This is a genomic window from Roseobacter sp. YIN89 (assembly GCF_057219365.1).
Genome location: NZ_JBXVVD010000002.1, coordinates 195,842 through 219,052, shown reverse-complemented (window position 1 = coordinate 219,052; position 23,211 = coordinate 195,842). Strand labels below are relative to the sequence as shown.

21 protein-coding genes and 2 tRNA genes are annotated in these 23,211 nt (G+C 55.5%); 12 read left to right on the top strand and 11 right to left on the bottom strand.

Annotated features, from left to right (window positions below; translation table 11 throughout):
• Positions 1 to 138: 138 nt before the first annotated feature.
• Positions 139 to 1,161 carry a glutathione S-transferase C-terminal domain-containing protein gene (locus AC2D8V_RS07295; protein WP_484732871.1) on the top strand — a complete coding sequence of 341 codons (1,023 nt, stop codon included), beginning with the start codon at positions 139 to 141 and terminating at the stop codon, positions 1,159 to 1,161.
• Here the strand turns inward: AC2D8V_RS07295 and AC2D8V_RS07290 are convergent.
• On the bottom strand, positions 1,158 to 2,264 hold the full coding sequence (locus AC2D8V_RS07290; protein ID WP_484732870.1) for a DegT/DnrJ/EryC1/StrS family aminotransferase: 1,107 nt from the start codon (positions 2,262 to 2,264) through the stop codon (positions 1,158 to 1,160). The genes AC2D8V_RS07295 and AC2D8V_RS07290 overlap by 4 nt on opposite strands.
• Positions 2,261 to 2,671, bottom strand: coding sequence for a sugar 3,4-ketoisomerase (locus AC2D8V_RS07285; protein ID WP_484732869.1), 411 nt, complete (start codon positions 2,669 to 2,671; stop codon positions 2,261 to 2,263). The genes AC2D8V_RS07290 and AC2D8V_RS07285 overlap by 4 nt, the downstream gene beginning before the upstream one ends.
• Before the next feature lie 161 nt (positions 2,672 to 2,832).
• Between AC2D8V_RS07285 and AC2D8V_RS07280 the strand changes: the two genes are divergently transcribed.
• The 4 genes from AC2D8V_RS07280 (at position 2,833) to AC2D8V_RS07265 (ending at position 6,268) form a co-directional block, all read left to right on the top strand.
• Positions 2,833 to 3,522, top strand: coding sequence for an acetyltransferase (locus AC2D8V_RS07280; protein ID WP_484732868.1), 690 nt, complete (start codon positions 2,833 to 2,835; stop codon positions 3,520 to 3,522).
• A gap of 5 nt (positions 3,523 to 3,527) precedes the next feature.
• Positions 3,528 to 4,481, top strand: coding sequence for a GNAT family N-acetyltransferase (locus AC2D8V_RS07275; RefSeq protein WP_484732867.1), 954 nt, complete (start codon positions 3,528 to 3,530; stop codon positions 4,479 to 4,481).
• A gap of 92 nt (positions 4,482 to 4,573) precedes the next feature.
• Positions 4,574 to 5,332 carry a TylF/MycF/NovP-related O-methyltransferase gene (locus AC2D8V_RS07270; RefSeq protein WP_484732866.1) on the top strand — a complete coding sequence of 253 codons (759 nt, stop codon included), beginning with the start codon at positions 4,574 to 4,576 and terminating at the stop codon, positions 5,330 to 5,332.
• Positions 5,333 to 5,353: 21 nt separating this feature from the next.
• A complete protein-coding gene (locus AC2D8V_RS07265; protein WP_484732865.1) occupies positions 5,354 to 6,268 on the top strand; it encodes a glycoside hydrolase family protein in 915 nt (304 codons plus the stop codon).
• A 33-nt stretch (positions 6,269 to 6,301) separates the two neighbouring features.
• Here the strand turns inward: AC2D8V_RS07265 and AC2D8V_RS07260 are convergent, their stop codons facing one another.
• Positions 6,302 to 7,762, bottom strand: a complete 1,461-nt coding sequence (locus AC2D8V_RS07260; protein ID WP_484732864.1) for a hypothetical protein — start codon at positions 7,760 to 7,762, stop codon at positions 6,302 to 6,304.
• Positions 7,763 to 8,016: 254 nt separating this feature from the next.
• On the opposite strand from AC2D8V_RS07260, the gene AC2D8V_RS07255 reads away from it, so the two are divergent.
• The 4 genes from AC2D8V_RS07255 to AC2D8V_RS07240 are packed head-to-tail and all read left to right on the top strand — an operon-like array spanning position 8,017 to position 11,865.
• A complete protein-coding gene (locus AC2D8V_RS07255) occupies positions 8,017 to 8,880 on the top strand; it encodes an FAD binding domain-containing protein (RefSeq protein WP_484732863.1) in 864 nt (287 codons plus the stop codon).
• Positions 8,877 to 9,359 carry a (2Fe-2S)-binding protein gene (locus AC2D8V_RS07250; RefSeq protein ID WP_484732862.1) on the top strand — a complete coding sequence of 161 codons (483 nt, stop codon included), beginning with the start codon at positions 8,877 to 8,879 and terminating at the stop codon, positions 9,357 to 9,359. Before AC2D8V_RS07255 ends, AC2D8V_RS07250 begins: the two co-directional genes overlap by 4 nt.
• Positions 9,356 to 11,620 (top strand): xanthine dehydrogenase family protein molybdopterin-binding subunit, encoded by a 2,265-nt coding sequence (locus AC2D8V_RS07245; protein WP_484732861.1) that lies wholly within the window; start codon positions 9,356 to 9,358, stop codon positions 11,618 to 11,620. The genes AC2D8V_RS07250 and AC2D8V_RS07245 overlap by 4 nt, the downstream gene beginning before the upstream one ends.
• Positions 11,617 to 11,865, top strand: coding sequence for a MoaD/ThiS family protein (locus AC2D8V_RS07240; protein ID WP_484732860.1), 249 nt, complete (start codon positions 11,617 to 11,619; stop codon positions 11,863 to 11,865). Before AC2D8V_RS07245 ends, AC2D8V_RS07240 begins: the two co-directional genes overlap by 4 nt.
• Positions 11,866 to 11,872: 7 nt before the next feature.
• Here AC2D8V_RS07240 and araD read toward each other — a convergent pair whose 3' ends face one another.
• Genes araD through AC2D8V_RS07215 form a run of 5 tightly spaced genes read right to left on the bottom strand, consistent with a single transcriptional unit; the run spans position 11,873 to position 16,103 of the window.
• Positions 11,873 to 13,606 (bottom strand): L-arabinonate dehydratase, encoded by a 1,734-nt coding sequence (gene araD / locus AC2D8V_RS07235; RefSeq protein ID WP_484732859.1) that lies wholly within the window; start codon positions 13,604 to 13,606, stop codon positions 11,873 to 11,875.
• A gap of 37 nt (positions 13,607 to 13,643) precedes the next feature.
• Positions 13,644 to 13,907 carry a hypothetical protein gene (locus AC2D8V_RS07230; RefSeq protein ID WP_484732858.1) on the bottom strand — a complete coding sequence of 88 codons (264 nt, stop codon included), beginning with the start codon at positions 13,905 to 13,907 and terminating at the stop codon, positions 13,644 to 13,646.
• Entirely contained in the window at positions 13,907 to 14,668 is a 762-nt protein-coding gene (locus AC2D8V_RS07225) for a hypothetical protein (protein WP_484732857.1), read from the bottom strand. The genes AC2D8V_RS07230 and AC2D8V_RS07225 overlap by 1 nt, the downstream gene beginning before the upstream one ends.
• A complete protein-coding gene (locus AC2D8V_RS07220; RefSeq protein ID WP_484732856.1) occupies positions 14,665 to 15,729 on the bottom strand; it encodes a Rieske 2Fe-2S domain-containing protein in 1,065 nt (354 codons plus the stop codon). The genes AC2D8V_RS07225 and AC2D8V_RS07220 overlap by 4 nt, the downstream gene beginning before the upstream one ends.
• Positions 15,726 to 16,103 carry a hypothetical protein gene (locus AC2D8V_RS07215; protein ID WP_484732855.1) on the bottom strand — a complete coding sequence of 126 codons (378 nt, stop codon included), beginning with the start codon at positions 16,101 to 16,103 and terminating at the stop codon, positions 15,726 to 15,728. The genes AC2D8V_RS07220 and AC2D8V_RS07215 overlap by 4 nt, the downstream gene beginning before the upstream one ends.
• 669 nt (positions 16,104 to 16,772) lie before the next feature.
• Between AC2D8V_RS07215 and AC2D8V_RS07210 the strand changes: the two genes are divergently transcribed.
• Entirely contained in the window at positions 16,773 to 18,080 is a 1,308-nt protein-coding gene (locus AC2D8V_RS07210; protein ID WP_484732854.1) for a mechanosensitive ion channel family protein, read from the top strand.
• Positions 17,995 to 19,809 (top strand): mechanosensitive ion channel family protein, encoded by a 1,815-nt coding sequence (locus AC2D8V_RS07205; RefSeq protein ID WP_484732853.1) that lies wholly within the window; start codon positions 17,995 to 17,997, stop codon positions 19,807 to 19,809. Before AC2D8V_RS07210 ends, AC2D8V_RS07205 begins: the two co-directional genes overlap by 86 nt.
• Before the next feature lie 727 nt (positions 19,810 to 20,536).
• On the opposite strand, the gene AC2D8V_RS07200 is transcribed toward AC2D8V_RS07205, so the two are convergent.
• Together AC2D8V_RS07200 and AC2D8V_RS07195 are read right to left on the bottom strand one after the other, a co-directional pair.
• Positions 20,537 to 20,611 (bottom strand) — tRNA-Asn (locus tag AC2D8V_RS07200).
• Positions 20,612 to 20,676: 65 nt separating this feature from the next.
• Positions 20,677 to 21,600 (bottom strand): MBL fold metallo-hydrolase, encoded by a 924-nt coding sequence (locus AC2D8V_RS07195; RefSeq protein ID WP_484732852.1) that lies wholly within the window; start codon positions 21,598 to 21,600, stop codon positions 20,677 to 20,679.
• Between the two features lie 48 nt (positions 21,601 to 21,648).
• Between AC2D8V_RS07195 and AC2D8V_RS07190 the strand changes: the two genes are divergently transcribed.
• Positions 21,649 to 22,974: an ATP-binding protein gene (locus AC2D8V_RS07190; RefSeq protein ID WP_484732851.1), complete on the top strand. Its 1,326-nt coding sequence runs from the start codon at positions 21,649 to 21,651 to the stop codon at positions 22,972 to 22,974.
• 38 nt (positions 22,975 to 23,012) lie between these two features.
• On the opposite strand, the gene AC2D8V_RS07185 is transcribed toward AC2D8V_RS07190, so the two are convergent.
• Positions 23,013 to 23,089, bottom strand: a tRNA-Ile gene (locus AC2D8V_RS07185).
• Positions 23,090 to 23,211: the final 122 nt, after the last annotated feature.

Sequence of the window (23,211 nt, the reverse complement as noted above, 5' to 3'; positions counted from 1 at the left end):
TGTGAGGGTGGTGCGGTCGAATAGCTGATTTGCGCAGGCGCGGCTGGGTTCTCTCGCCCGCGAACTGATGTAATCTGATTGCTGTGTGTCTTGGGACCGCCTGCTTGCTTTCATGTCCGCAGGCGTCACATTAGCAGCATGACCAAAAATACATCTACCCAAGAAGATCAAACCAACGTTGGGCAACGTAGAGCGGGCGGCGAGTTTGTCCGAGGTGTGAGCGGTTTTCGCCATTCCATCGGGGATAAGGATTTTCCGCCTCAACCCGGACGCTATCACCTCTACGTGGCGCTGAACTGCCCGTGGTGTCATCGCGTAACTCTGGCGCGCGGTGTTCTTGGCTTGCAGAACAGCCTGTCTATGGATGTGGCTTTTCCAAACCGTACCGGTGACGACGACCCCGAAGGTCCAAACCTGTGGGAATTTGCGCCTGATCGTCGAGCCTCGCTAACTGGTGATGCCTTGTTAGAATGCACCGGAGAAACCGCAACAGGGCAGGGGCTCCGCCTGGCAAAGCAAATTTACCAGCGTGAAGGCTCTGAAGAGCAATCCGTGCCCATCTTGTATGACAAGCAGGCACAGCGGATCGTCAGCAATGAAAGTGCAGAGATCATTCGAATGCTGGATATGCATGCTGACGCGTTGGGGCGTGAGGGGCGTGAACTCCTACGCCTCGTTCCGCAAGATACGGCACTGCAACGGCAGATCGATGCCTTGAATGAAAAGGTGTATGTCGCGATCAACAACGGGGCATACAAGGCCGGATTTTCCTCTGACCAGACGATCTATAGCGCGGCGTTTGACGCCTATTTCGGCGCTTTGAACGACCTTGAGGCTCTGTTGTCCGACGGACGCCCTTTTCTTGTCGGCGAGAACTTCACCGAAGCAGATTTGCGCTTGTTTCCAACGCTCTACCGCCATGATCCTGTCTACTTCGTACGAATGAAGCTAAACGGTGCGCGTATTTTGGATTTTCCCAATCTGTGGCGCTGGCTCTGCCGGGTTTATGCGCTCGATGGGGTCGCTGAGGCAAGCTCGCTGATCCACTGCCGGCAAGGGTATTTTGGACGCTCGTGGAATGGGGTGGTGCCAAAGGGACCGATCCGCCCTATGCCTTACCCCGAAGCTTACGCCCATCCGGAATTGGCCGGAGGGAACTAAGCGGCGCTCCGAACTGCCTTGATCACCGTCTCGACCTGCGCCGCGTCCATATGCGGACCGATCGGCAAGCTAATAACCTCGCGCGCCAACTGGTGAGCAAGGCGCGTCCGGTCGGGATCTACTTTCAGGTTGGCATAGGCCGGTTGGGCGTCCGGTGAAATAGGGTAGTGCACGAGCGTTTGAACGCCGGCGGCAGACAGCCTTGCTGCTAACCCGTCGCGATCCTCATGACGGATCACAAACAGGTGCCACGCTGGATCAGCGTCTTGTGCGACCGTTGGCAAGACCAAGTCGCAGTCAGACAAGGTATCGAGGTACATCTCGGCAATACTAGCGCGTCGTGCATTCCATTTGTCGAGCACATCAATCTTGACCGTCAGAAAGGCCGCTTGTACCGGGTCCAACCTACTGTTCAGGCCGGTTTCTTCGTTTCGATATTTTTCGCGCGACCCATAGTTGCGCAGCAGCGCCACGCGGTCTGAAAGTGCGCGATCGTTTGTCGTGAGACCGCCTGCATCGCCGAGAGCGCCAAGGTTTTTGCCAGGATAAAAGCTCCAGCAGGCGGCATCGCCATGTCCGCCAATGCGCTGGCCGTTCCACCTTGCGCCATGTGCTTGTGCGGCATCTTCGATCACCGCAATGCCAGCGCGGCGCGCAACCTGCATGATTGGGGGCATCTCTGCGGGCTGCCCGTATAGGTGAACCGGGATCACAGCACGCACGTTTGGGGTCAGTGCCGCACGGATGCCTTCGGCAGTGATGTTATAGGTTTTTGGATCGGGTTCGACCGGCACCGGCGTCGCCCCGCATTGGCTTACCGCCAGCCAAGTTGCGACAAATGTATTCGACGGGACCAACACCTCGTCGCCCGGTCCGATGTTGCAAGCCATAAGCGCCAGACGTAACGCATCCAGCCCGTTTGCCACGCCGACAGCGTGAGCCGTGTCACAGTATGCTGCGAATTTCCGCTCGAATGCGTCGACCTCGGGGCCCAGGATATACCAGCCCGAGCGCAGCGCTCGCAGCATCGCAGGCTCCGCCCTGTCCGCCAATTCGTCATAGGCGGCCTTTAGGTCGAGGAACGGTACCTGATTTGTGCTCATTTTGACGTCGTGCGCTGGCGAAAGGTGTCGTAGTCGCGGATATATTCGTTCTCATCGTAAGGGGCAGAGGCGAGAACCATGCACACAGCCCCTGAAGAGAAATTGTCGAGATAGCGCCACATCATCGGGCAGATATAAACGCCAAAGTAGGACCGGTTGAGGTGAATACGTTTTTTTTCATTCCCGTCATCCAGCAGCACATCGAAGCTGCCTGACATTGCAATCATGAACTGGTGCAGTCGTTTGTGTGCATGTGCGCCACGATCTGAACCACCGGGCACATCATAGAGGTAGTAGACGCGCTTGATATCGAAAGGGATATGATTGTTGCCCTCGATAAAGGTCAGATTGCCTCGAGCATCCTCAATTTTGGGGAGATCTATCAACCGACAGTCCTTCAGCGGCACCTGTTTTCTCCTTTGCCGTAGTTCTGCGCGTGGACCGACCCCGCGCCCGATCTTGCAGGGCTGGTAATCCGGTTTCCTAGTCAGTATCACCGTTAAAAGGCAAGACCCAGAACTGCGCCACCGGGCAACACCCTTTGTGCAACAAATAGTAGGAAACCGGTATGAGCAAGTCTAGAAAACTCCTTCTGATCGGTGCCGGAGAGTTTGCGGATATTGCATACGAGTATTTCACGCATGATTCAGATTACGAAGTCGTTGGTTTTGCTGTCGAGGCCGAGTACCTGAGCGAAACAGAAAAGTTCGGCTTGCCTGTGGTCGCTCTGGAAAGTGCGGCTGAAACCTTTGCTCCGGATGAGGTCGAGGCACATGTGGCCGTGACATCGACCAAGCTCAATCGCGTACGTGCCCGCCTTGTTGGTCTGGCCCGCGATGCCGGCTATCGCTTGGCCAACTATGTTAGCTCTCGTGCCTTTGTCTGGCGTACGGCCAAGCTTGGCGAGAACGTGTTTATCTTTGAGATGAACGTCGTGCAGCATGAAGTAACTATTGGTGATGGCGTGGTCTTGTGGAGTGGAAACCACGTTGGGCATCAGTCGCATATTGGCGACTTCACTTTCGTGTCCTCTCATGTCGTGATTTCTGGCTATACACAGATTGGTAAAAGCTGCTTTCTGGGCGTGAACGCCAGTTTTGCCGATAATGTGGTCATCGGCGACGACTGCTTCGTCGCGTTAGGTTCGGTGGTGAATAAATCTTTCAAAGACAACGGCTTGGTCTTGTCCGGTCACCACGCAGAGCCGTCACGGGTTTCGGCATATAGATATTTCAAAATTACGCCTCCGGAGGCGTAACGCGGATGCCTTCTTCGGATAGCAAGATACAGATCGCGCGGTATACTTCCAAAGATGCGGCGGCTTGGGATGCGTTTATCGATTGCTCCAAGAACGGCACCTTTCTGTTCAAGCGCGGATTTATGGAGTATCACGCGGATCGGTTTCAAGACCATTCACTGATGGTGCGCCTAGATGGGAAAGTCTGCGCGGTGTTACCGGCGAACCAGTCAGATCAAGCGCTGATTAGCCATGCCGGGCTGAGCTATGGTGGATTTGTCACGGACGACAAGATGTCCGCGGCGCGCATGCTTGATATCTTTGGAGCGCTGGTCGATTGGCTGCGCGCCCGCGACTTTGCCACACTACGATACAAGGTTGTGCCCGCGATCTACCACAGGCAGCCAGCCGAAGAGGATATCTATGCTCTTTTTCGGCTCGGTGCCGAACTCGTCCGGGTCGATGTCGCCGCGAGTATTCCGGTCAAACGCAGGCTAACCTTTTCAAAAGGAAAAAAAGACGGGTTACGCAAGGCTCGGAAAGCCGAGCTCACCGTGCGCGAAACCGACGATTGGGCGGGGTGCTGGCAATTGATTACGGCCGTACTTGCCGAGCGTCATGATACAGCGCCAGTACACAGTCTGGACGAGATCAAGTTGCTCGCTGGGCGTTTCCCTGATGCCATACGGCTCTACGGGGCTTATGATGCCGAGCAGATGCTTTCGGCGCTGGTCGTTTTCGACTGCGGGCAAACGGCACATGTGCAATACATTGCAAGCTCGGACGACGGTCGGGCGCATGGCGGTGTAGACGCTATCGTGAACCACCTGCTCGAAGTTGATTTTGCTGACCACGAGTGGTTTGACTTTGGTATCTCAACAACTGATGCAGGCCGCAACCTGAACACTGGTCTGGCGGCACAAAAAGAAATGTTCGGCGCGCGAAGTACGACGTGCCTGACTTATGAGTTGACGCTTTGACCGGAAACGTATCACGCGCCAACAATGGCGCATTTGCAACCCGGACGGATTTCGGACATTCCTCGTCCGAGCACCGCGAAAGGACCTGAATGATGAAAAGCACCGATTTCGTGCCTCACAACAACACATCAGATAAACAGTATGATGCGCGTCAGGCATTATACCAGCTGTTCGAGAACCGTCCCTTCGATGATGCAACCCTGCTGACGAACTTTGGTCTTTTCGCGCGCTCTTCGGCCTTGGCAAAGATTTTCTTTCTTTACGAGGCATACAGCGCAGCACTTGAGACGCCGGGAGACGTTATGGTGTTTGGCACATGGCTTGGTCAGGACCTTGTGGTGTTTGAATCGATGCGCGCCATGCTCGAGCCATATAACGCGTCGAGGAGCTTGGTCGGCTTTGACACGTTCGATGGATACGAAGGTATCACCGATGCCGATGCCCGTTCTGAGACCGTCAAGGATGACGGCTACACGGTGCCGAAGAACTACAAGGAATACTTGGAGGCTCTGCTTGCCTATCATCGTTCCGAGAATGCCATGGGACACGCGGTAAAGCATGTACTGGTCGAGGGTGATGCCTGCGAAACGGTGGCCAGCTACTTCCAAGAACACACGGAATCAATTGTGGCGCTGGCGTTCTTCGATATGGCGCTTTACGAGCCAACAAAAGCTGCTCTCGACGCCATGGATGAACGTCTTGTGTCGGGCAGCGTACTTGTGTTTGACGAACTCAACGACGCGCGTTACCCGGGAGAGACTGTAGCAGTGCGCGAATGGCTTAAAGGCAAGCAATACGATATCCGCCGGTCGCGGTTTTTGCCAGACCGGTCGCTCATAAAGCTGCGCTGAAATTCCTAAAAGGGGGCCGCCATGCAGTGGGAAAAACTTGGGCTGATTTATGGTCCGGATGGCAGTTCTGACTGGGCGCGTCACTCGGCTCTGCAACCCACGCCGGTTGTACTGGATGATCGTATTCGGGTCTTTTGTGGCTTCCGGGACGAAGATGGGGTTAGCCGTGCAGGGTACGTGGATGTCGACCGCGATGATCCGCGGCAGGTTCTGGGCGTAAGCACGCGGCCGGTGTTGGACGTGGGGGCGCCCGGGGCATTTGACCAGCACGGCGTGGTGCCATGTGCAGTTGTGCGTGCCGGGGATGAATTGCGTATGTATTATGCAGGTTACACCCGCGGTGAGGCTGTGCGCTTTGAAGCTTTTTGCGGTCTAGCGATCAGCGCAGACGATGGCGCAAGTTTTGACAGATACTCCGAGACGCCGGTGCTGCCCCGCACAAAAGAGGAAAGGCTGTTCCGCGCTATCCATTCAATCCGCGAGGAAAACGGAGTATGGCGCGCTTGGTATGGTGGTGGAAGCGATTTTGTCCCCGGAAAGTCAAAAACGCTGCCGGTCTATAACATTCGTTATATGGAGTCGGCAGACGGCATCAACTTTCCAACTACAGGTCGTGTCGCGGTAGACAACGCGCCGGGAGAACACCGCGTGGGGCGACCCTATGTAATCCGAGAAGGTGAACGATATTTGATGTTTTTTGGCCGGGGCACCGAGGCTGAACCTTATCTGCTGACCTATGCCTCATCGACCGATGGTGTGACGTGGGAACGGCATGATGATGACATTGGCCTTGTACCGTCGGACAGTGGCTGGGACAGCGAAATGGTCGCGTACCCTGCGGTCGTCGCCGTGGGCGAAACTGTCTTTTTGTTTTATAATGGCAACAACTATGGTCGCGCAGGGTTCGGCTGCGCGCGGTTGTTATCGTGGTATTGAACGAGGCGGTCACGCAGTATCTGCGAACTTGCGTCACCCGGCGATGAGGCGACGGCGCAGATTACGTCGTAAATTCTGATCAATCTCAACTGTTCCAAGCCCGCTCCATACACGCAGCTTTTCCAATAGAGACAACCGCTTCCACAGTCGTTTGGGTGCAGTGAGGTGCCCCCGTTCGATCCAGTTTTCAGCATTATAGTCTGGTCCGCGGTTGCTAAGCTCAGCCAATAGCGCCGGCAGAGGTACAACTTGACCGTCCATCGCTTGCAATACCCGCGAGACGGTTGTCGCTTCGGTAAAGTCATTGCGGATTTGGGACTGTATGTCGGCCTGTCGTGACGACAAAGGGGCCCCGCGCAAGTACTCCGACACCTGTTCAAGCAATACATCAGTGCCGATACAGCGCAGGTCGTCTGCAGGACTGATGCCCAGATTGCAGTCGCGGTTAGGACCAAAAATCGGAACACCGTTCAGCAATGCTTCGGAAAAAATGGTGCCGCCATCCATCGGAAAGCTGTCGAGATAACAGGCCGCGCGAGCGAATTCCGCCTCAACGCGTTCGAACGGCTGGATTCCCGGCATCTGAATTCGGTCGCCGTACTTTTCCAGAATTGGCTGCCACCAGTAGTCTTTGGACGGGTCAGGCCCGATGATGATCGCGTGATTGGGGACGCGATCTAGCAGCGCACCAAGAAAATCCGGAAAATTTAGTGCTGCTGAAGGTTTGTATTTAGAACCGCTACCGATCGACAGGATGGTGCCGCTTCGGTCTGTGCGTAGCGGGACCGGCGCGGCGCCCGCTTTTGCGATCGGCAAACCGATAAAATGCTGGTTGTTGGCTGCGCGCCGTTCCTGTGTGGTACGCCAGCCAGTGCCACATATTTCCAGTACCGTTTCAGAGGCACCGGGTCCAAAGCTGAATACGTGATCGGCATGGTTCAGGAAGATTACGCGACCGCCATCACGTCGGACGGCTCTGGCGGCAAGAGCGGCGCCAATCTCATAAGGGTGCGTCTGCATCAGCATGACACCCGCTGCCATGGCACGTGTGTGGATCGTGCGCGCTCGTGCGCCGGCGGTACCTGTGAGAATGTTTGCCTTGCAAGAAGGCGGAACCAGCGCCAGTGCCGCATCCTTCGCACGTTCGGTTATAATCAGGCTCTGCTCAAATCCTTCTTTAGCAAAGCCTTCTGCGAGCATGCGGAACAACCTGCTATGGCCACCGTGTGTGTAAAGTTCGGACAACACGTGGCAGATAGAAGTGTTTTGTTCAGCAAACGCCGGTCTGGCGCCAAACTCATGCTGCCACCGATCAAACAGTTCGATCTCAAACGCATCATCCGCAAATTTTCCTGATATATTGTCCCAGTGCAGCCTGCCGTACAACGTTGCAAGTACAAGCGCGTCGTCAAATCTTTTTGCCTGCAACGCTGTCTGCCTGAGATACGCAGCAAGCGCGTTGAAGGCCGTTACATGTGCCGGTGCACCCGTCATTTTGCACTCCCTTTGCTTTTGGATAGGCGAAACCTCTTTGACTGTCTATTGCGAGGCGGGGTGCGGATTTCTTGGGGTTTGATCATGGGGCCAGTTCGTGTGGTTCCAACACGCGCTGCGGGCGAAATGCGTTGGCAAACATTTGATCAAATTTTGCTCTGCGCGGCGATTGCTTGACGGATTCGGCTTGACATCACCCGTCGTCGACGTGGACAGATGGGCTAAGGATTTCAAGCATTGGGGGTGAACTGCGCATGCGTTACGAACGACCTGAAACGATAGCACAAGCCGCTGCTCTGTTGGACGCGACCACAGAGCGGGCCTACGTACTCGCGGGCGGTACCGACCTTTTGGTGCGGATGCACGGGGACGATTTCGAAGCTGACCTTGTGGTGGATATCAAGTCTATCGCAGGTGCCTGTGAAATCTCTGAAACCGGCAGCGGATTTGAGATCGGGGCAGGGGTACCCTGTGCCGCGCTGGCCGAGAATGCGGCATTGTTGGCGGCCTATCCGGGCGTGGTTGAAGCTGCCAACCTTATAGGGTCCACCCAAATTCAGAGCCGGTGCACCATGGCTGGCAACTTGTGCAACGCGTCACCGGCAGCAGACAGCGTACCTGCACTGGTCGCGGCGGGTGCTAGGGTACGGGTGACCGGACCAAACGGGAGCCGCGAAGTGCCGGTAGAGGATATTCCGACCGGCCCAGGAAAGACTTCGCTACAAAAAGGTGAGATTGTCGAAGCGATCCTGTTGGATACGCCATCAGGTCATACGGGTGATGCGTACCTTCGTTTCATCCCGCGTACGGAAATGGATATCGCCGTGGTCGGCGTTGGTGTGTCGATTACACGAGACAGCGATGGTGGCATCTCGACGGCTCGGGTTGCTCTGGGTGCGGTTGGGCCAAAGGTCATTCTCAGCGAAGAGGCTGCGCAGGCTATCGTTGGAACAAAGCTTGATGAAGCGGCGCTCGAAGCACTGGCAGAGGCTGCGACAGCCGCAAGTACCCCAATTGATGACAAGCGCGGAACGGTCGCGTTTCGTAAGAAAGTTGCCGGCGTGCTGGCAAGGCGTGCGGCGCAAACCGCTTACGCAAGGGCAGGAGATCAATCATGAGCGCGATTGCAGTATCCACCACGATCAATGGTGACGATGTAGAGTATCTGTGCCAGCCAGATGAAAGCCTGCTGGACGTATTGCGCGACCGTCTCGGTTTGATGGGCGCAAAAGAAGGCTGTGGTACCGGCGATTGCGGAGCGTGCAGCGCGATCATGGATGGACGTGTTGTCTGCTCATGCCTCGTGCTTGGTGCAGAAGCGCAAGGGCGCGAGATCGATACCATCGAAGGGATGGCTCAGGGCAGCGAATTACACCCTCTGCAGCGCAAATTCATAGAGCACGCCGCGTTGCAATGCGGGATTTGCACACCCGGTTTCCTGATAGCGGCCAAGGCCCTTTTGGATACCAACCCTGATCCGACCGAAGAGGAAATCCGCTTTTGGCTTGCAGGAAATCTCTGCCGGTGCACAGGCTATGATAAGATTGTTCGAGCGGTTCAGGATGCCGCTTTGGAAATGCGGGGAGAGACGGCATGAGTTTCGACGCAACCTATCAAAAGCAACAATTGAAATCAGTTGGGACGCGCCCGAACCGGCCTGACGGTGTGGACAAAGTCACCGGGCGCGCGCGGTATGGCGCGGACTACAATATGCCGGGACAGCTGATTGCGCGTGTTTTGCGCAGCCCGCATGCGCATGCGAAAATAAACGGGATCGATACGTCGAAAGCCGAAGCGCTGAAGGGCGTCAAGGCTGTGGTGACGGCTGCAGACTTACCCGACCTGACCGATGGCGACGCCGGACTATATGCGATCCTAGACAACTGCATGGCGCGTGAAAAAGCGATGTACGACGGTCACGCGGTGGCTGCCGTTGCCGCAATTGACGAAAAAACCGCCAAGGCCGCGCTCAAACTGATCAAGGTTGACTACACAGTTCTGCCCCATGTGGTGGATGTCGATGCTGCCATCCGGGACGATGCGCCTGTGCTCAACGATCAGATTTTTACGCAAGGGGTGGAGCCTAAACCATCGAAGCCTTCAAACCTTGCGGCGCAATCAGAGTTCGGTCACGGAGATACCGAAAAGGGTTTCGCCGAGGCGGAAGTCATCGTTAAGCGTAGTTACAAAACCGAACAAACGCATCAGGGATACATTGAACCACATGCATGTGTTGCAAGCTGCAACCCCGATGGAACTGCCGAGCTATGGGTCTGCACACAGGGTCACTTTGTGTACCGGCAGAACTGCGCAGATTTACTCGGCCTCGAAGTGTCAAAGCTGCGCGTAACCTCATCCGAAATTGGTGGTGGTTTTGGTGGCAAGACGCATGTCTGGGCCGAGCCCGTGGCGCTTGCGCTGTCGCGCAAATCCGGCAGGCCCGTCAAGCTGGTCATGTCCCGTCAGGAAGTCTTTCGCGCATCTGGCCCCACCAGTGCTACATCGATTGATGTGAAAATCGGCGCGACTAAAGACGGGCGGATCACGGCGGCAACATCGACGCTGCGGTATACCAGCGGACCATATCCCGACTCGTGGGCGTCTTTCGGCGCAATGACGTCTTTTGCGTGCTATGATCTCAAGAATGTCAAAACCGTCGGCCTTGAGGTGGTTGTAAACCGGCCCAAGGTCGCCGCTTACCGCGCGCCCTCGGCACCAATGGCAGCCTTTGCTGTGGAAAGTGCGGTAGACGAACTGGCTCAAAAGCTTGGCATGGATGCGGTTGAACTGCGCATTAAGAACGCGGCGAAAGAAGGAACGCGGTCGTCATACGGCCCGGTCTATGGTCCGATCGGGATTGGACCAACGCTTCAAGCGGCCAAGGCGCACGCGCATATGAGTGCGCCGTTAGGTGAAAATCAGGGTCGTGGTATGGCCTGCGGTTTCTGGTTCAACTTTGGTGGGCAGACCTGTACCGACCTCAATGTAAGTGCTGATGGCACTGTAACGCTGGCGGTCGGCACGGTAGACGTAGGCGGGTCGCGCGCGTCGTTGTCGTTGATCGCCGCTGAAGAGTTGGGGGTCGATTACAGCGACGTCAAAGCGGTGGTCGCTGACACAGCGACACTTGGCTACAACGACATGACAGACGGCAGCCGCGGAACATTCTCATCTTCGATGGCAACGATCTCTGCAGCGCGAAATGCCATCGAGGTCATGAAGCAACGCGCCGCAACAACCTGGGATATACCGGTTGAGGATGTATACTGGGAGGACGGACACGCCAAGGCGATGGGTTCGAAATATGGAAACCTTGCGCCCTTGTCTGTAAAAGACATCGCCGCCGAAGCCGGCAATACGGGTGGCCCGATCGCCGGGCATAGCGAATTGGTGGCAGACGGCGCTGGCGTTTCTTTTGCAACGCACATCTGTGACGTGGAAGTGGACCCAGAGACCGGTTCAACACGCATCGTGCGCTACACCGTCATTCAGGACGCCGGCAAGGCGGTGCACCCGTCCTACGTGGAAGGTCAGTACCAGGGCGGGGCCGCGCAGGGCATTGGCTGGGCGCTGAACGAGGAATACATCTACGGCGAAGACGGGCGATTGCAGAACCCGGGGTTCCTCGATTACCGGATTCCAGTCTGTTCTGACCTGCCGATGATCGATACGCAAATCCTCGAAATCCCGAACCCGAACCACCCTTACGGCGTGCGCGGTGTCGGCGAAACTTCAATTGTTCCGCCGCTGGCGGCGATTGCGAATGCGGTGTCGAATGCGGCGGGTGTACGCATGTCTCATATCCCGATGTCACCTCCACGCATTCTCGCAGCCATTGATGCCGCGAAGGACTCGTGAAGTTTGACGTCAAACTTTGGGGCGGGCTGGTTCCGCTTGCAGACGGGCAAAAGACAGTCGAAGTCGAAGCAAAAACGATCCGAGAGCTGTTACGCAAGCTGTCGGATCGATACCCCGGTCTCGCAGGCCCGATCAAGGGCGACGTCGCCGTTGCCGTAGACGGCACCATCTGGCGTGATGACTGGTCACAACCTTTGCCGGAAGGGGCCGAGATTTACCTGATGCGCCGATTGCCGGGTGGTTGAGGGATAATTAGTTGATTTCAGGCTCTGGCACGGGGTCGCCGAATTCGGTCCGCAAGAAGTCGAAATCACAGCCTTTGTCGGCCTGCTCGATATGCTTTGAGAATACCCATCCGTACCCGCGTTGGTAGCGAGGTTCCGGCGCTGTCCAAGCGCCGCGACGTCGCGCGAGTTCTTCGTCGCTGATGTCCACCGACAGGCTTCGATTGGGCACGTCCAGCGAAATGATGTCGCCGGTTTGGACAAGTGCCAACGGACCTCCGACAAAAGCCTCGGGGGCCACATGCAGTATACACGCGCCATAGCTGGTGCCACTCATCCGGGCATCCGACAGACGCACCATATCCCGGTGTCCTTCGTTCAAGAGTTTTTGTGGCATCGGGATCATGCCCCATTCGGGCATACCGGGCCCTCCTAACGGTCCGGCATTGCGCAGGATCAGTACGTGGTCGGCCGTTATGGCAGCCTCTGGATCATCGATGATTGATTTCAGGTCTGCATAGCTGTCCGCTACCAAAGCAGGCCCGCTGTGTGACATGAATTTCGGGTCCATCGCGGCCGGTTTGATAACCGCACCATCTGGTGCAAGATTTCCCTTGAGCACCGCCAGCGAGCCCTCGTGATATACTGGGTTGGACAGCGGGCGGATCACATCCTGATTATAATTCCGCGCGTCCTTCAAGCTATCTCCGATCGAAGTACCGGTCACAGTAAGCGCGCTGTGATCGAGCTTGTCACCAAGCTCTTTCATCAGTGCTGGCAAACCGCCGGCGTAATAAAAGTCCTCCATTAGATAGGTGTCGCCTGAAGGTCTTATGTTGGCGATCACCGGTGTTGTGCGGCCCACTGCATCCAGATCGTCAAGCGTCAGAGGCACACCCGCACGGCGGGCCATGGCGATCAGGTGAATTATCGCATTGGTCGAGCAGCCCGTCGCCATCGCAACGGTCACAGCGTTTCGGGTGCTTTTGGCTGTGATGATCTGATCGGGTGTCAGATCCTCCCAAACCATTTCGACAATCCGTCGCCCGCAGGCAGCGCTCATCCGCTGGTGATTGACGTCTGGCGCTGGGATAGAAGATGCGCCGGGCAGGCATAGTCCGAATGCTTCGGCAATAGCTGTCATTGTGCTTGCCGTACCCATGGTCATGCAATGTCCGTAAGACCGCGCGATGCCTGCCTCAACGCCTTGCCATTCGTCTTTTGTGATCTGGCCTGACCGCCGGTCATCCCAATACTTCCATGCATCAGCGCCAGAACCGAGCGCACGACCCGCATAGTTGCCGCGCAACATTGGGCCTGCGGGTAAGTAGATGAAAGGCAAGCCCATCGATACCGCGCCCATCACCAGTGCTGGCGTGGATTTGTCGCAGCCTCCCATCAGTACTGCGCCATCAACGGGATTAGAGCGCAGCACCTCTTCGACCTCCATCGCCACCATGTTGCGATAAAGCATTGATGTCGGTTTCAGCAGTTGTTCTCCCAGCGAATGCACAGGGATCTCGACCGGCATGCCTCCTGCCTGCAGGATGCCTTTTTTGACAAATTCCACCCTGTCGCGAAAATGCATATGGCAGGGTTGCAGATCAGACCAGGTGTTCAGGATGGCGATTACAGGTTTGCCGTCCCAATCATCAAGCGAAAGGCCCATCTGCATGGCCCGCGACCGATGCCCGAAAGAGCGCAGATCATCTGGGGCGAACCACCGTGCTGATCGTAGATTGTCGTAGGTCTTGCGGGTCATTTTCTGTTCCTTGCAACGCCTTGGGGTGCCCGTGCCATCACCCCTTGGGGCGCGTGAGCCGGTCGTAAATCCGTTGGACGACTGTCAGGATCGCGAATATCCCTACCGCCCAGATCAAAAGTTCAAACGGTGCCGCCTCTGTGCCGCGTAGCCAACTGGCCAGCAAGCCCCCCTGCGGACGCAGCGCTTCGATCCCGAAAAGTCCCTCACGAGACCACCACCGGAAATCCCAGAACCGCGAGACGTAAAAGAAAACAGTCGTCAACACCGCAACTATGCAAAGCGTTCCCCAGCGACGCATTACGGCAAAACCTCCATCGTTTGCGGATCAATTGCGATGATTAGCAGATTGCCGCGTCTTTCGATCTCGCCTTCAAGTGAAACATACCGGGCGACGTAGTCATAGGCCTCTGTGGGCAGGGCGCGACCATCGGGGCCAGTAATCAACAGAAATGTCTCGCCATCGACAGGTTGGGAAGAGACGAACACAGGTGGCACGCCACCCAGCAGGCACAAGTTGGCACATGCTTTATGTGCAAGGCCAGTCCCGGGCCGCATTGCACCTGCTAGGCACTTTCCGTCGCATATTTCGCCCGCCAACCGCCAGCGGCCCAAGGGTTGTACCGATTGTTCGGGGGGCGCGCCCTCAACAGCCGCGATGCCCTGTCCGCCGCCCCGCAGTTGCAGCATGTTCAAGTCGCCCCGCTCAAGAACAACACCGGACACGCGCGCAAGCTTTCCCGAAAGTGGCATTGCGCGGTCATCGACACCGTTTTTGCCGCCGCCGGACATCAGCAAGGTATCGCCCGGCTTGATGCGGTCATTCCCTTCGGTCACGCGGAGTATTGGATAAGGCGTGAGTTCGATCACACCGGTGACGGTCTGACGGCCGTAATCAAACCGAAACGCACCGGGTCCGGGGTCGTCTTGGGCGACGCCGAGGGCAAAGCCGACACCGGCCAAACCCGCCACGAACATCACACACGCCAGCAGCAAAAACTGGCGCAAAGCAGCTGGTACCGCCAGATATCCGACAAAGAACGGGGGCTTGCGGTCCCTCACGGCGTTACCCCGATGGAATTCGGCACAGGCGTTGGTTCGACGAAGGTGCCCGGCGCGTTGGCCGTGGGGTCAACCAGCACTGCGGTGCCCTCCAGCCGAAGATTGTAAGTGGGAACTTTCTCGGTAAACGGTGCGGGCGAGCGTCCTGAGGCCACTTCGTACTGAAACCCGTGCCACGGGCAAGTCACCAGACAATTTATCACGCGACCTTCGCCCAAAGGCCCGTTCTGGTGCGCGCAGGCGTTCGAGATCGCGCTCAGCTTGCCATCCGTAAGGTAGACTGCGACCCGATTGCCATCGGCCAGCAACTTGATCTTGGCAAAGCCGTCCCGCATTTCAGTGACGTCGCAAACTCGCACCCAATCCGCATCAGCTGCCGCATTTTGCGCGTCTCGCTTGCGCTCTTTCAGGGCCGCCAGCACGTGCAGCAGGCCGACAGTGGCGCTCCCAGATATGAAGATGACAGTAAACAGATGATTTTTCTGGTCTTGCAGGATGCCCAGTGAAACATGAGCGACGACCGAGAGGTATGCAGGATAAATCAGGTAGTGAATCCGCTTCCATAAAGGTGGGCTTAGAAACTTCATCCAGAAATCATGGCTGGTTGCTGCAAGGATCATCAAAACGAGAAGGGCGAAAATGCCGAAAATCTCAAATGGAAAACCGGCAAGCTGACCAAAGGATGTGTTGGCCGACAGCAAAGCCTCATATTTTCCCGTGGGCGAAAACGCGAAATACCAATCCACAATATAAGACGCATGCGTAAGCGCGACAAAAGCTGTCATGACACCGAAGTGTCGCCTGTTATAAAGCAGTGGCAGAAAGCGTTCATCAAGTCGCGCAAGCGGCCCGATGCACAAAATGACCGTCAGCATCATGAACGCACAAGCGCCAAAAGCGCGGGCATTGTGGATTTGCGGCGTGATCGGACGTTCGTGGTCCAGAACCGGTGGCGTCAGATTCAAAAACGCGATCAAAAACAATGCGGTACCGGCCAACATGACCGCGTCGTAGATATACTTGTTCTTGTTCCATTGAACGGGGATGTATTTGACGCTCATTGCGCCGCCTCCGTCGGGTCAGTGAGTTGGACAGGTGCGATTGCAGCGGGCCATGGTTGGCGCAGAGAAAGCCCCGTCAGTACTATCGCGCAGATACCAAGGCAGAGCGCCCAGCCAACCAACTGGTGGGCACGACGCGGTGGGCGGTATCGCTTTTGCCAGTTCTCGCGGTCTGTTTCGTAGAGATACCAGCGCCAAAGGACGAGCGGCCAGATCAGTAATACACCGGGGATCAACAGGGGCCGGAAAACGTAGGCGTCCCGCGCGTCCTCGTCGATGCGGTCCATGCCAATTGTCAGGAATAAGGCCGCCACAGCGGTGCCGGCCAACAACCAAAGTCGAACCGCTTCAAGCAGCAGTCCCGCCATGTTCATGCGCCGCCCTGTTCGATGCGCAGAAATCGAGAAACTTTCATGGCCGCCTTTCTGCTTTTCCCGTGTCCTGGGGCCGCCCCTGAACAATGCATAGGCGCACCATGGCGCATAGAGCCTCAAGCGGTCAATTCGTCTACGATCACAATCGCGACGCACCGATGCCGGAGTGCGGCATGTTCGAAACCTAGGCGGTTATTTTGCCTCTCAGGCTGCATCTGCAAAGCCGCCCGAAAACGGCTTTTCGATTGGGGGATGAACGTATTCCGCTTATTCTTGGTGCGGTTCCTTCTGTTCAGAGGTGAAACGCGGCAGACCTGCTGCGCGGAAACACGTGCCATGCTTACGATCAAGGATCTACGCGGCAATAATCACGCCTTACCACGTTGACGGGTCTTTTGGGCCTGATTGGATCTTGGTTTATGAAACATTTAGATCGGTCAATTTCGAATAGATTATGTGCAAGAAGTTAAAAACAAGACGTGCGTGGTTGTGTTGCGCTTTCTGAGAGCACCCAATGTTCAGCGTTACGCTGGTGTAAGAACTGTCCAATGGGTGGCTAAATTGTTCGTACAGAACTCAAGGTTGCCTTAAGTCGCAAGAACGTCAAACATACAGATAAGATTATTGATTTCAGTTTTACGGCGCTGAATCACGAAGAAGAGATCGCTCATGTACATTCGATCCGTTTTGAAAGCGCACTTCATCTGCTTACTTTTACTTTGTCTTTGGGTGGGAACAGCCGCGAACGCGCAGGATCAGGTGGCTGCCAGTTTCTCTGCCCCTGTTCCGACTGAAATCACAACGACAGCCTCCGAGCTTGAAATTCTAACAGTGCCGATGACGGCAGATGAGCTTTCAGACCTTGCAACAATTTGGCAGGAGCACATTAAGGGGGTTTTGCAAGAAATCGCTCTGCTGAATCTGGAATTGGAAGAGGCAAGCGATGCGCGCGACGCGGTTTTGCGCGATCAACTGGCTGCTGCTTTGGAAAGACAGCGCGAGGTTCAAGGCAGTTACTCTACTGTCATCGAAGCATGGCGGACAAAGGGTGCTGCTGCTGACGAAACAAAAGTGCATGACACATATATTAACGCGCTCAGGTTGGAAGCCGTCCGCACGACAGACCCGCGGACGCTTTGGCAGCTTTCCATCAACTGGTTGACCTCCGCCGAAGGTGGATTGGGCTTCTTGCTCAAGGTTGGCGGATTCTTTGTCGCGCTATGGGTAATGTACTATGTTGCGCGTCTTTCGCGGCGCGCAACAACGCGTGGTCTTGCAAGAGTGCCCAATCTGTCTCGCCTGCTTCAGCGCTTCATTGTCAATGCGGTCTATTGGGCCACCTTTATTTTGGGCATTCTGGTTGTGCTGGGTTTCTTCGGCGTCAACGTGACCCCTCTGTTTGCCGTGTTTGGCGGATTGTCCTTCATTCTTGGTTTTGCCATGCAAGACACGCTGGGCAATCTGGCGAGCGGTTTGATGATCATGATACTCAAACCGTTTGACACCGGAGATTACATTGAGGTCAGCGGGGCTTCGGGCTTTGTCAACGAGATGTCGGTCGTATCGACGCAAATCCGAACATTCGATAACCAGATTATTGTTGTGCCAAACTCCAAGATTTGGGGCGACGTTATCACTAACGTCAGCGTCTCCCCAGAGCGCCGTGTCGATCTGGTTTTTGGTATCGGATATTCCGATAGTGCAGCAAAGGCCATCGAAGTTCTCAAAGAACTGGTGGCGGCGCACCCCAAATGTCTGAACGATCCTGCCCCTGAGGTATTTGTGGGTGAACTGGGCGATAGTTCCGTCAACATTTTCTGCCGCCCGTGGTCGAGTTCAGATGACTACTGGGACGTCTACTGGGATTTAACAGGCCAGGCGAAGGAACGTTTTGACGCAGAAGGAATATCGATCCCGTTCCCTCAGCGCGATGTTCACCTTATTCAGGATGCAAAAGGAGGTACCGATGGCGCATGACCGCATGGATCAGGCGTTGCCACCACAAACGCCTCTCAAGCGAGTGAATCACATCCGTTGTTTGAGTTCACGAGCCAAAATATTCATCGGGCCTGTGACCCTGTTTTTGAGTTTGTTCTTGTATTTGGCACCTGCGTCGCTCGCTCAGGAAACCGCACCGGATGCCATTGTATCCGAAGACGTACAAATAAAGCCCAGCGGGCAGTTTTCGGCACCGGTGGTTGTCGACGGGGAAACCTTATTCCTGGTGAGAGGGTCCAGTGCACTGCCAGCGTCTGACCGTGCAGCAAATATTGAACGACGTATTCTGGAAACCGCCGCGTTGCCCGAGTTCGTAGAACTGCAGTACGATTTGGAGAATAACGAATTCGGAGTAGGCGTTTTAGCGAACGGCCGTTTGCTCACTATCGCCACCGAAGCTGATGCCGAATTTGAACAACTTGACATTTCCGTCCTCGCACAACTCCACTTGGAGGCTATTCAAAAAGCTGTTTCGAATTACCGTATTGGACGGTCCGAAGCGGCGTTGGTTGAAAGCGCGATTGCGGCGGTAGGCTGGACGATCGGTTTTGCTTTGTTAACCGTGCTCTTTTTGAAGCGTCGCAAGCGATTGATCGGCTGGCTGGAAAAACGGACGGTGCGTCGCTTTACCCAGATGGAAGAGGCCACAAACGCGATCGTGAAAGGAAATGCAGTCGGCAGGCTCATCGGATTTGCTGCAAATATGGTGCTGTGGATCGGATACCTTTTTGTTCTCTATTATTACCTGACCCTTGTTCTTTTGTCCTTTGCCCAGACCAGACCGTTCGCTCAAATCTTGCTGACCTATGTGTCGCAACCGCTTATGGATGTGATTTTTGGAATCATCAGTTATTTGCCCAATCTGGTCACGCTGGTGATTATTTATTTTGTTGCAAATTACCTGATAAAGGGGCTGCGGCTGTTGATGGACAATGTCGCAGCAGGCGCAATTGAATGGAAAGACTTTGAACAAAGCTGGATCAGGCCGACTTTTAACATTGCGCGCGTCGCCATTATTGCGATCGCGATCGTTTTTGCTTACCCGCACATACCTGGATCAGACAGCAGGGCATTTCAGGGGCTGACAATTCTTGCCGGCCTGATGGTGTCGCTGGGATCGAACACCGTTGTGAGCAACATGATGGCCGGTCTTTTTGTTATCTATCGGCGCAGTACAAACATCGGTGATCGCATCAAAGTGGGCGATCAGATAGGCGACGTTGTCGAAATCAAGATGATGGAAACACTGATCAAGTCTATCAAAAATGAAATGGTAAGCATCCCTAACGCGCAACTCTTAAATTCGGAGGTCGTGAATTACTCGCGCAAGGTAGATGGGCGTGGCTTGCTGGTACACACAACAGTTGGCATCGGTTACGAGGAGCCACAAACCAAGGTCGAGGCCATGCTTGTTGAAGCGGCGCACAGAACCAGAGACCTGAAGAAAAACCCGGAACCCTTCGTGCTCTGGGCGCAACTGGCTGATTATGCGATAAACTACCAAATCAACGCATTCACGACACGTGGTTCGAGTATGCCCCGCATCCTGTCTGATCTGCACCGCAATATCGTAGACGTGTTCAACGAAAATGGTGTCCAGATTATGACGCCGTCGTATGAAGCGGATCCGGATCGACCAAAGATTCCTGAGGGCGAATGGGATGGCGTTCTTGCCAGCAAAAAACAAACCGAGAAAAGCACATCTTAGAAAAGAGACGGCTCAATGGATATCCAAGTTACAACCTTCGAAACCAACGACGACCACGCGACGGTATTTACAGAATCGTCAGTGGAGATGCGCACGAACGATTATCACGATATGAGATCGCCAAGGTTCTCCCGCCATACGGAATGTAAACGCTATCTTTTTGTAGAATGGCCAGCCGGGCACAACCACATTTTTGAAAACTTGGACCGAAGGCATCTGGGGGTGTGTTTGTCAGGGCAGGTTCGGTTTATTACATCCGAAGGGGCATCCAAAGTGATCAGCAGAGGGCAGACTTGGCAGTTTGTGCAAGAGTCTGCTCCGAACTTGACTGCAGAAGTAATTGGGAACGAACCCTTTCAGTGCGTGATTGTTCAGCTTGACTGAAGAATGGCCTCGCGCTGCTGTTTCAATAAAGATTGCGCCGGGTGGCTTGATCCTCGCCGGACCCCAACAGCAGGTCGGAATTCCGAGCCGAAGTCCGTGTGGATACCTCTAATAATTGCTTTGTTGTCTAAAACAGGCGTTGAATTTCCGCAGTTTTCTAAGTTGCACAACGCAGTAGTTCGATTGACCCAAGCGATCTAATCAACAGTGAGCCCATTGTTTGACCCGCACTGTAGATGGCTTCCAGTGCTTTTTGGCTCGTTCGAGCGGCGGGGAAGGAGAGGGGATCAAAGGGCAACTTAGTAAAAGTTGTTCAATTAAAACAATGTGTGAATTGGATTAATGGCTCCGGCGGTAGGGATCGAACCTACGACCAATTGATTAACAGTCAACTGCTCTACCGCTGAGCTACGCCGGAACGGTTTGCGCGATATAGCAGTGGTAAAAACACTCGTCCAGAGGCTTTTGCGGCAAATCTGCAATTTATTCGTCGCGGTTGCCGACCCAGCGGAAATGGCTTTGTTCAGAGAAGCTTCCAGTTGTTTCAACCTTGGATTTGCCGAGCAGGTGGACAAGATGCGCGAGTACGTTGCGTTGTGCCGCAGGCCACATGGCTTTGGGGGTATCCTGGTATACCTGCGCGGTTATTTCTGAGGCAGTGTGGTGTCCATTTACCAGCGCGTCGATCACGGCTGCTTCACGTGCATTCCGGTGCGCAATCAGCCAATTCAGGCGCGCTGCAGGATTATCGACTGGCGCGCCGTGACCTGGATAAAAGGTACGCCAAGATCGTTCTTTCAGGCGGTCACAAGACGCCATGAAGTCCGTCAGATCGCCGTCAGGCGGCGATACCAACGAACTGGCCCATCCCATGACGTGATCGGCTGTAAAGCAGCGGTCTTGCCAAGCCAGACAGATGTGATTGCCCAAGTGGCCCGGTGTGTGTATCACCTCCAGCTCCCAATCATCCCCGATTAACGTGCTACCATCTGCCAGCAGTCGGTCTGGGGCAAAGCTGTGATCCAACCCTTCGCCACCGCCTGCATACCCGCTGTCACTGAGCCTTTGCATGATCGGGGATCGGCCAGCGGACGCCGGCCCGAATGCATACACTGGTGCCTTCGTGTGGCGTGCCAGCGGCGCGGCCAGCGGTGCGTGGTCAAGGTGTGCGTGGGTTACGATGATGTGACTGATATGCTGATCAGAACCCACGGCAGACAGGATCGCTGTCAAATGTTCATCGCTGGACGGACCGGGGTCAATGACGGCCAGTGAACGCGTGCCAAGAAGATAGGTATTAGTGCCCCGAAACGTCATCGGAGACGGGTTCGGAGCAACGATCCGACGTAACCCGGGCTCCAACGTTTCTGCTACGCACACAGGCGGGTCAAATTCGTCTGGGTTCATCGGGGATTGGCTCTTTCTTATGGGCGGCTGCGTGGATAGGTTTAACGCATGAACTTTGGCTGGCTCAAACACTATATGCCGCGCAGTCTGTATGCACGCGCGGTGCTGATCTTGCTGCTGCCCATCGTGGCGCTGCAATTGGTGGTAACGGTCCTTTTTCTGACCCGCCACTTTGAGGACGTGACCAAACAGATGTCTAACGCGGTCGCGCGCGAAGTGCGACTGGTGCTCGATATTGCCGATCAAGCGACTGATCGCGGTTCTGTTCCTTCAGCCGTGATAGAGCAGGCCGGTCAACTCGCGTTAACGGCGACCCCTGTCAGTGAAGATGACGTACCGGACCAGATGTTGCGCAACTGGTATGATTTTTCCGGGCGGGTCATCGTGCAGCACCTTCCGGATCGTGTCCCCCGGATATCCGCGATTGATCTGACCGATGACAGGCGTGTGCAGCTTTATGCTGACAGCAGATACGGTCCGATGCGGCTCAGCTTTGATCGGGCGCGAATCTCGGCTTCAAACCCGCACCAGCTTTTCGTCAACATGTTGTTTTTTGGTGCTTTGATTACTTTTGTTGCGATCTTATACCTGCGTGGTCAACTTCGTCCGATCAAGCGTCTTGCCCGTGCCGCCGAGGCCTTTGGCCGCGGTCGCAACGTGCACTACACGCCGTCGGGTGCGATAGAAGTTCGCGCAGCCGGTAACGCATTTCTCGACATGCGCAATCGCATCGAAAGACAGATCGAACAGCGCACACTCATGTTGTCGGGGGTCAGCCACGACTTGCGAACCCCGCTAACCCGAATGCGGCTGGGCATATCAATGCTTGAGGATGCCGACCGAGAATTGCTGGAGCAAGACGTAGACGACATGCAAGGCATGCTGGACGCGTTTCTCAGCTTCGTCAAAGGCGCTAGTGAGGGCGAGCCAGAACCGGTTGATCCACGCGCACTGGTCGAAGATGTCGTCAAGAAAGCGCAGCGCGCGGGCCGTGATGTCACGCTGGTGGCGCAAGACGGCGATGGTGAAGGGATGGTCGAGCTAAATGTTGTTGCGATACGACGCGCGCTCGACAATCTGGTCAGCAATGCGGTTCGCTACGGTGCCAAGGCCGAAGTCTCTGTGATGCTAAGCGAGAAGTCTTTACGCATACGTGTCGAAGACGATGGCCCCGGTATACCGGAAGACCGCCGCGCCGAAGCCACAAGACCGTTCACACGGCTGGATCCGGCCCGCAATCAAGACAAGGGCGGTGGTGTCGGCCTTGGCCTTGCCATTGCCACCGATATTGCGCGCGCGCACGGTGGCATTTTACGACTGGGAGTATCGGAAAAGCTCGGTGGCCTGCAAGCGGACATCGTGATTGCACGCTGACGCGGCACGTGTAACCAAACTGGCAGGAATAAGTGGTATGGTAGGCCCGGCAGGACTTGAACCCGCAACCAAAGCGTTATGAGCGCTCTGCTCTAACCGATTGAGCTACAGGCCCGCCATGAACCTGTGCCTAAGCCCAACGATCTGGCCCGTCAAGAGTGATGCTGCAGTGGTTTGCATTGCAGTTGTGGCGCGAATGTTCTAACCCGCGCAAAGACATCGCAGCACAGGAAGGTT

Excerpts from the sequence above, each read along its gene's own strand:
- AC2D8V_RS07295 (WP_484732871.1), top strand. The coding sequence starts at position 139 with ATGACCAAAAATACATCTACCCAAGAAGATCAAACCAACGTTGGGCAA.
- AC2D8V_RS07290 (WP_484732870.1), bottom strand. The coding sequence starts at position 2,264 with ATGAGCACAAATCAGGTACCGTTCCTCGACCTAAAGGCCGCCTATGAC.
- AC2D8V_RS07280 (WP_484732868.1), top strand. The coding sequence starts at position 2,833 with ATGAGCAAGTCTAGAAAACTCCTTCTGATCGGTGCCGGAGAGTTTGCG.
- AC2D8V_RS07275 (WP_484732867.1), top strand. The coding sequence starts at position 3,528 with ATGCCTTCTTCGGATAGCAAGATACAGATCGCGCGGTATACTTCCAAA.
- AC2D8V_RS07270 (WP_484732866.1), top strand. The coding sequence starts at position 4,574 with ATGAAAAGCACCGATTTCGTGCCTCACAACAACACATCAGATAAACAG.
- AC2D8V_RS07265 (WP_484732865.1), top strand. The coding sequence starts at position 5,354 with ATGCAGTGGGAAAAACTTGGGCTGATTTATGGTCCGGATGGCAGTTCT.
- AC2D8V_RS07260 (WP_484732864.1), bottom strand. The coding sequence starts at position 7,762 with ATGACGGGTGCACCGGCACATGTAACGGCCTTCAACGCGCTTGCTGCG.
- AC2D8V_RS07255 (WP_484732863.1), top strand. The coding sequence starts at position 8,017 with ATGCGTTACGAACGACCTGAAACGATAGCACAAGCCGCTGCTCTGTTG.
- AC2D8V_RS07250 (WP_484732862.1), top strand. The coding sequence starts at position 8,877 with ATGAGCGCGATTGCAGTATCCACCACGATCAATGGTGACGATGTAGAG.
- AC2D8V_RS07245 (WP_484732861.1), top strand. The coding sequence starts at position 9,356 with ATGAGTTTCGACGCAACCTATCAAAAGCAACAATTGAAATCAGTTGGG.
- araD (WP_484732859.1), bottom strand. The coding sequence starts at position 13,606 with ATGACCCGCAAGACCTACGACAATCTACGATCAGCACGGTGGTTCGCC.
- AC2D8V_RS07230 (WP_484732858.1), bottom strand. The coding sequence starts at position 13,907 with ATGCGTCGCTGGGGAACGCTTTGCATAGTTGCGGTGTTGACGACTGTT.
- AC2D8V_RS07220 (WP_484732856.1), bottom strand. The coding sequence starts at position 15,729 with ATGAGCGTCAAATACATCCCCGTTCAATGGAACAAGAACAAGTATATC.
- AC2D8V_RS07215 (WP_484732855.1), bottom strand. The coding sequence starts at position 16,103 with ATGAACATGGCGGGACTGCTGCTTGAAGCGGTTCGACTTTGGTTGTTG.
- AC2D8V_RS07210 (WP_484732854.1), top strand. The coding sequence starts at position 16,773 with ATGTACATTCGATCCGTTTTGAAAGCGCACTTCATCTGCTTACTTTTA.
- AC2D8V_RS07195 (WP_484732852.1), bottom strand. The coding sequence starts at position 21,600 with ATGAACCCAGACGAATTTGACCCGCCTGTGTGCGTAGCAGAAACGTTG.
- AC2D8V_RS07190 (WP_484732851.1), top strand. The coding sequence starts at position 21,649 with ATGAACTTTGGCTGGCTCAAACACTATATGCCGCGCAGTCTGTATGCA.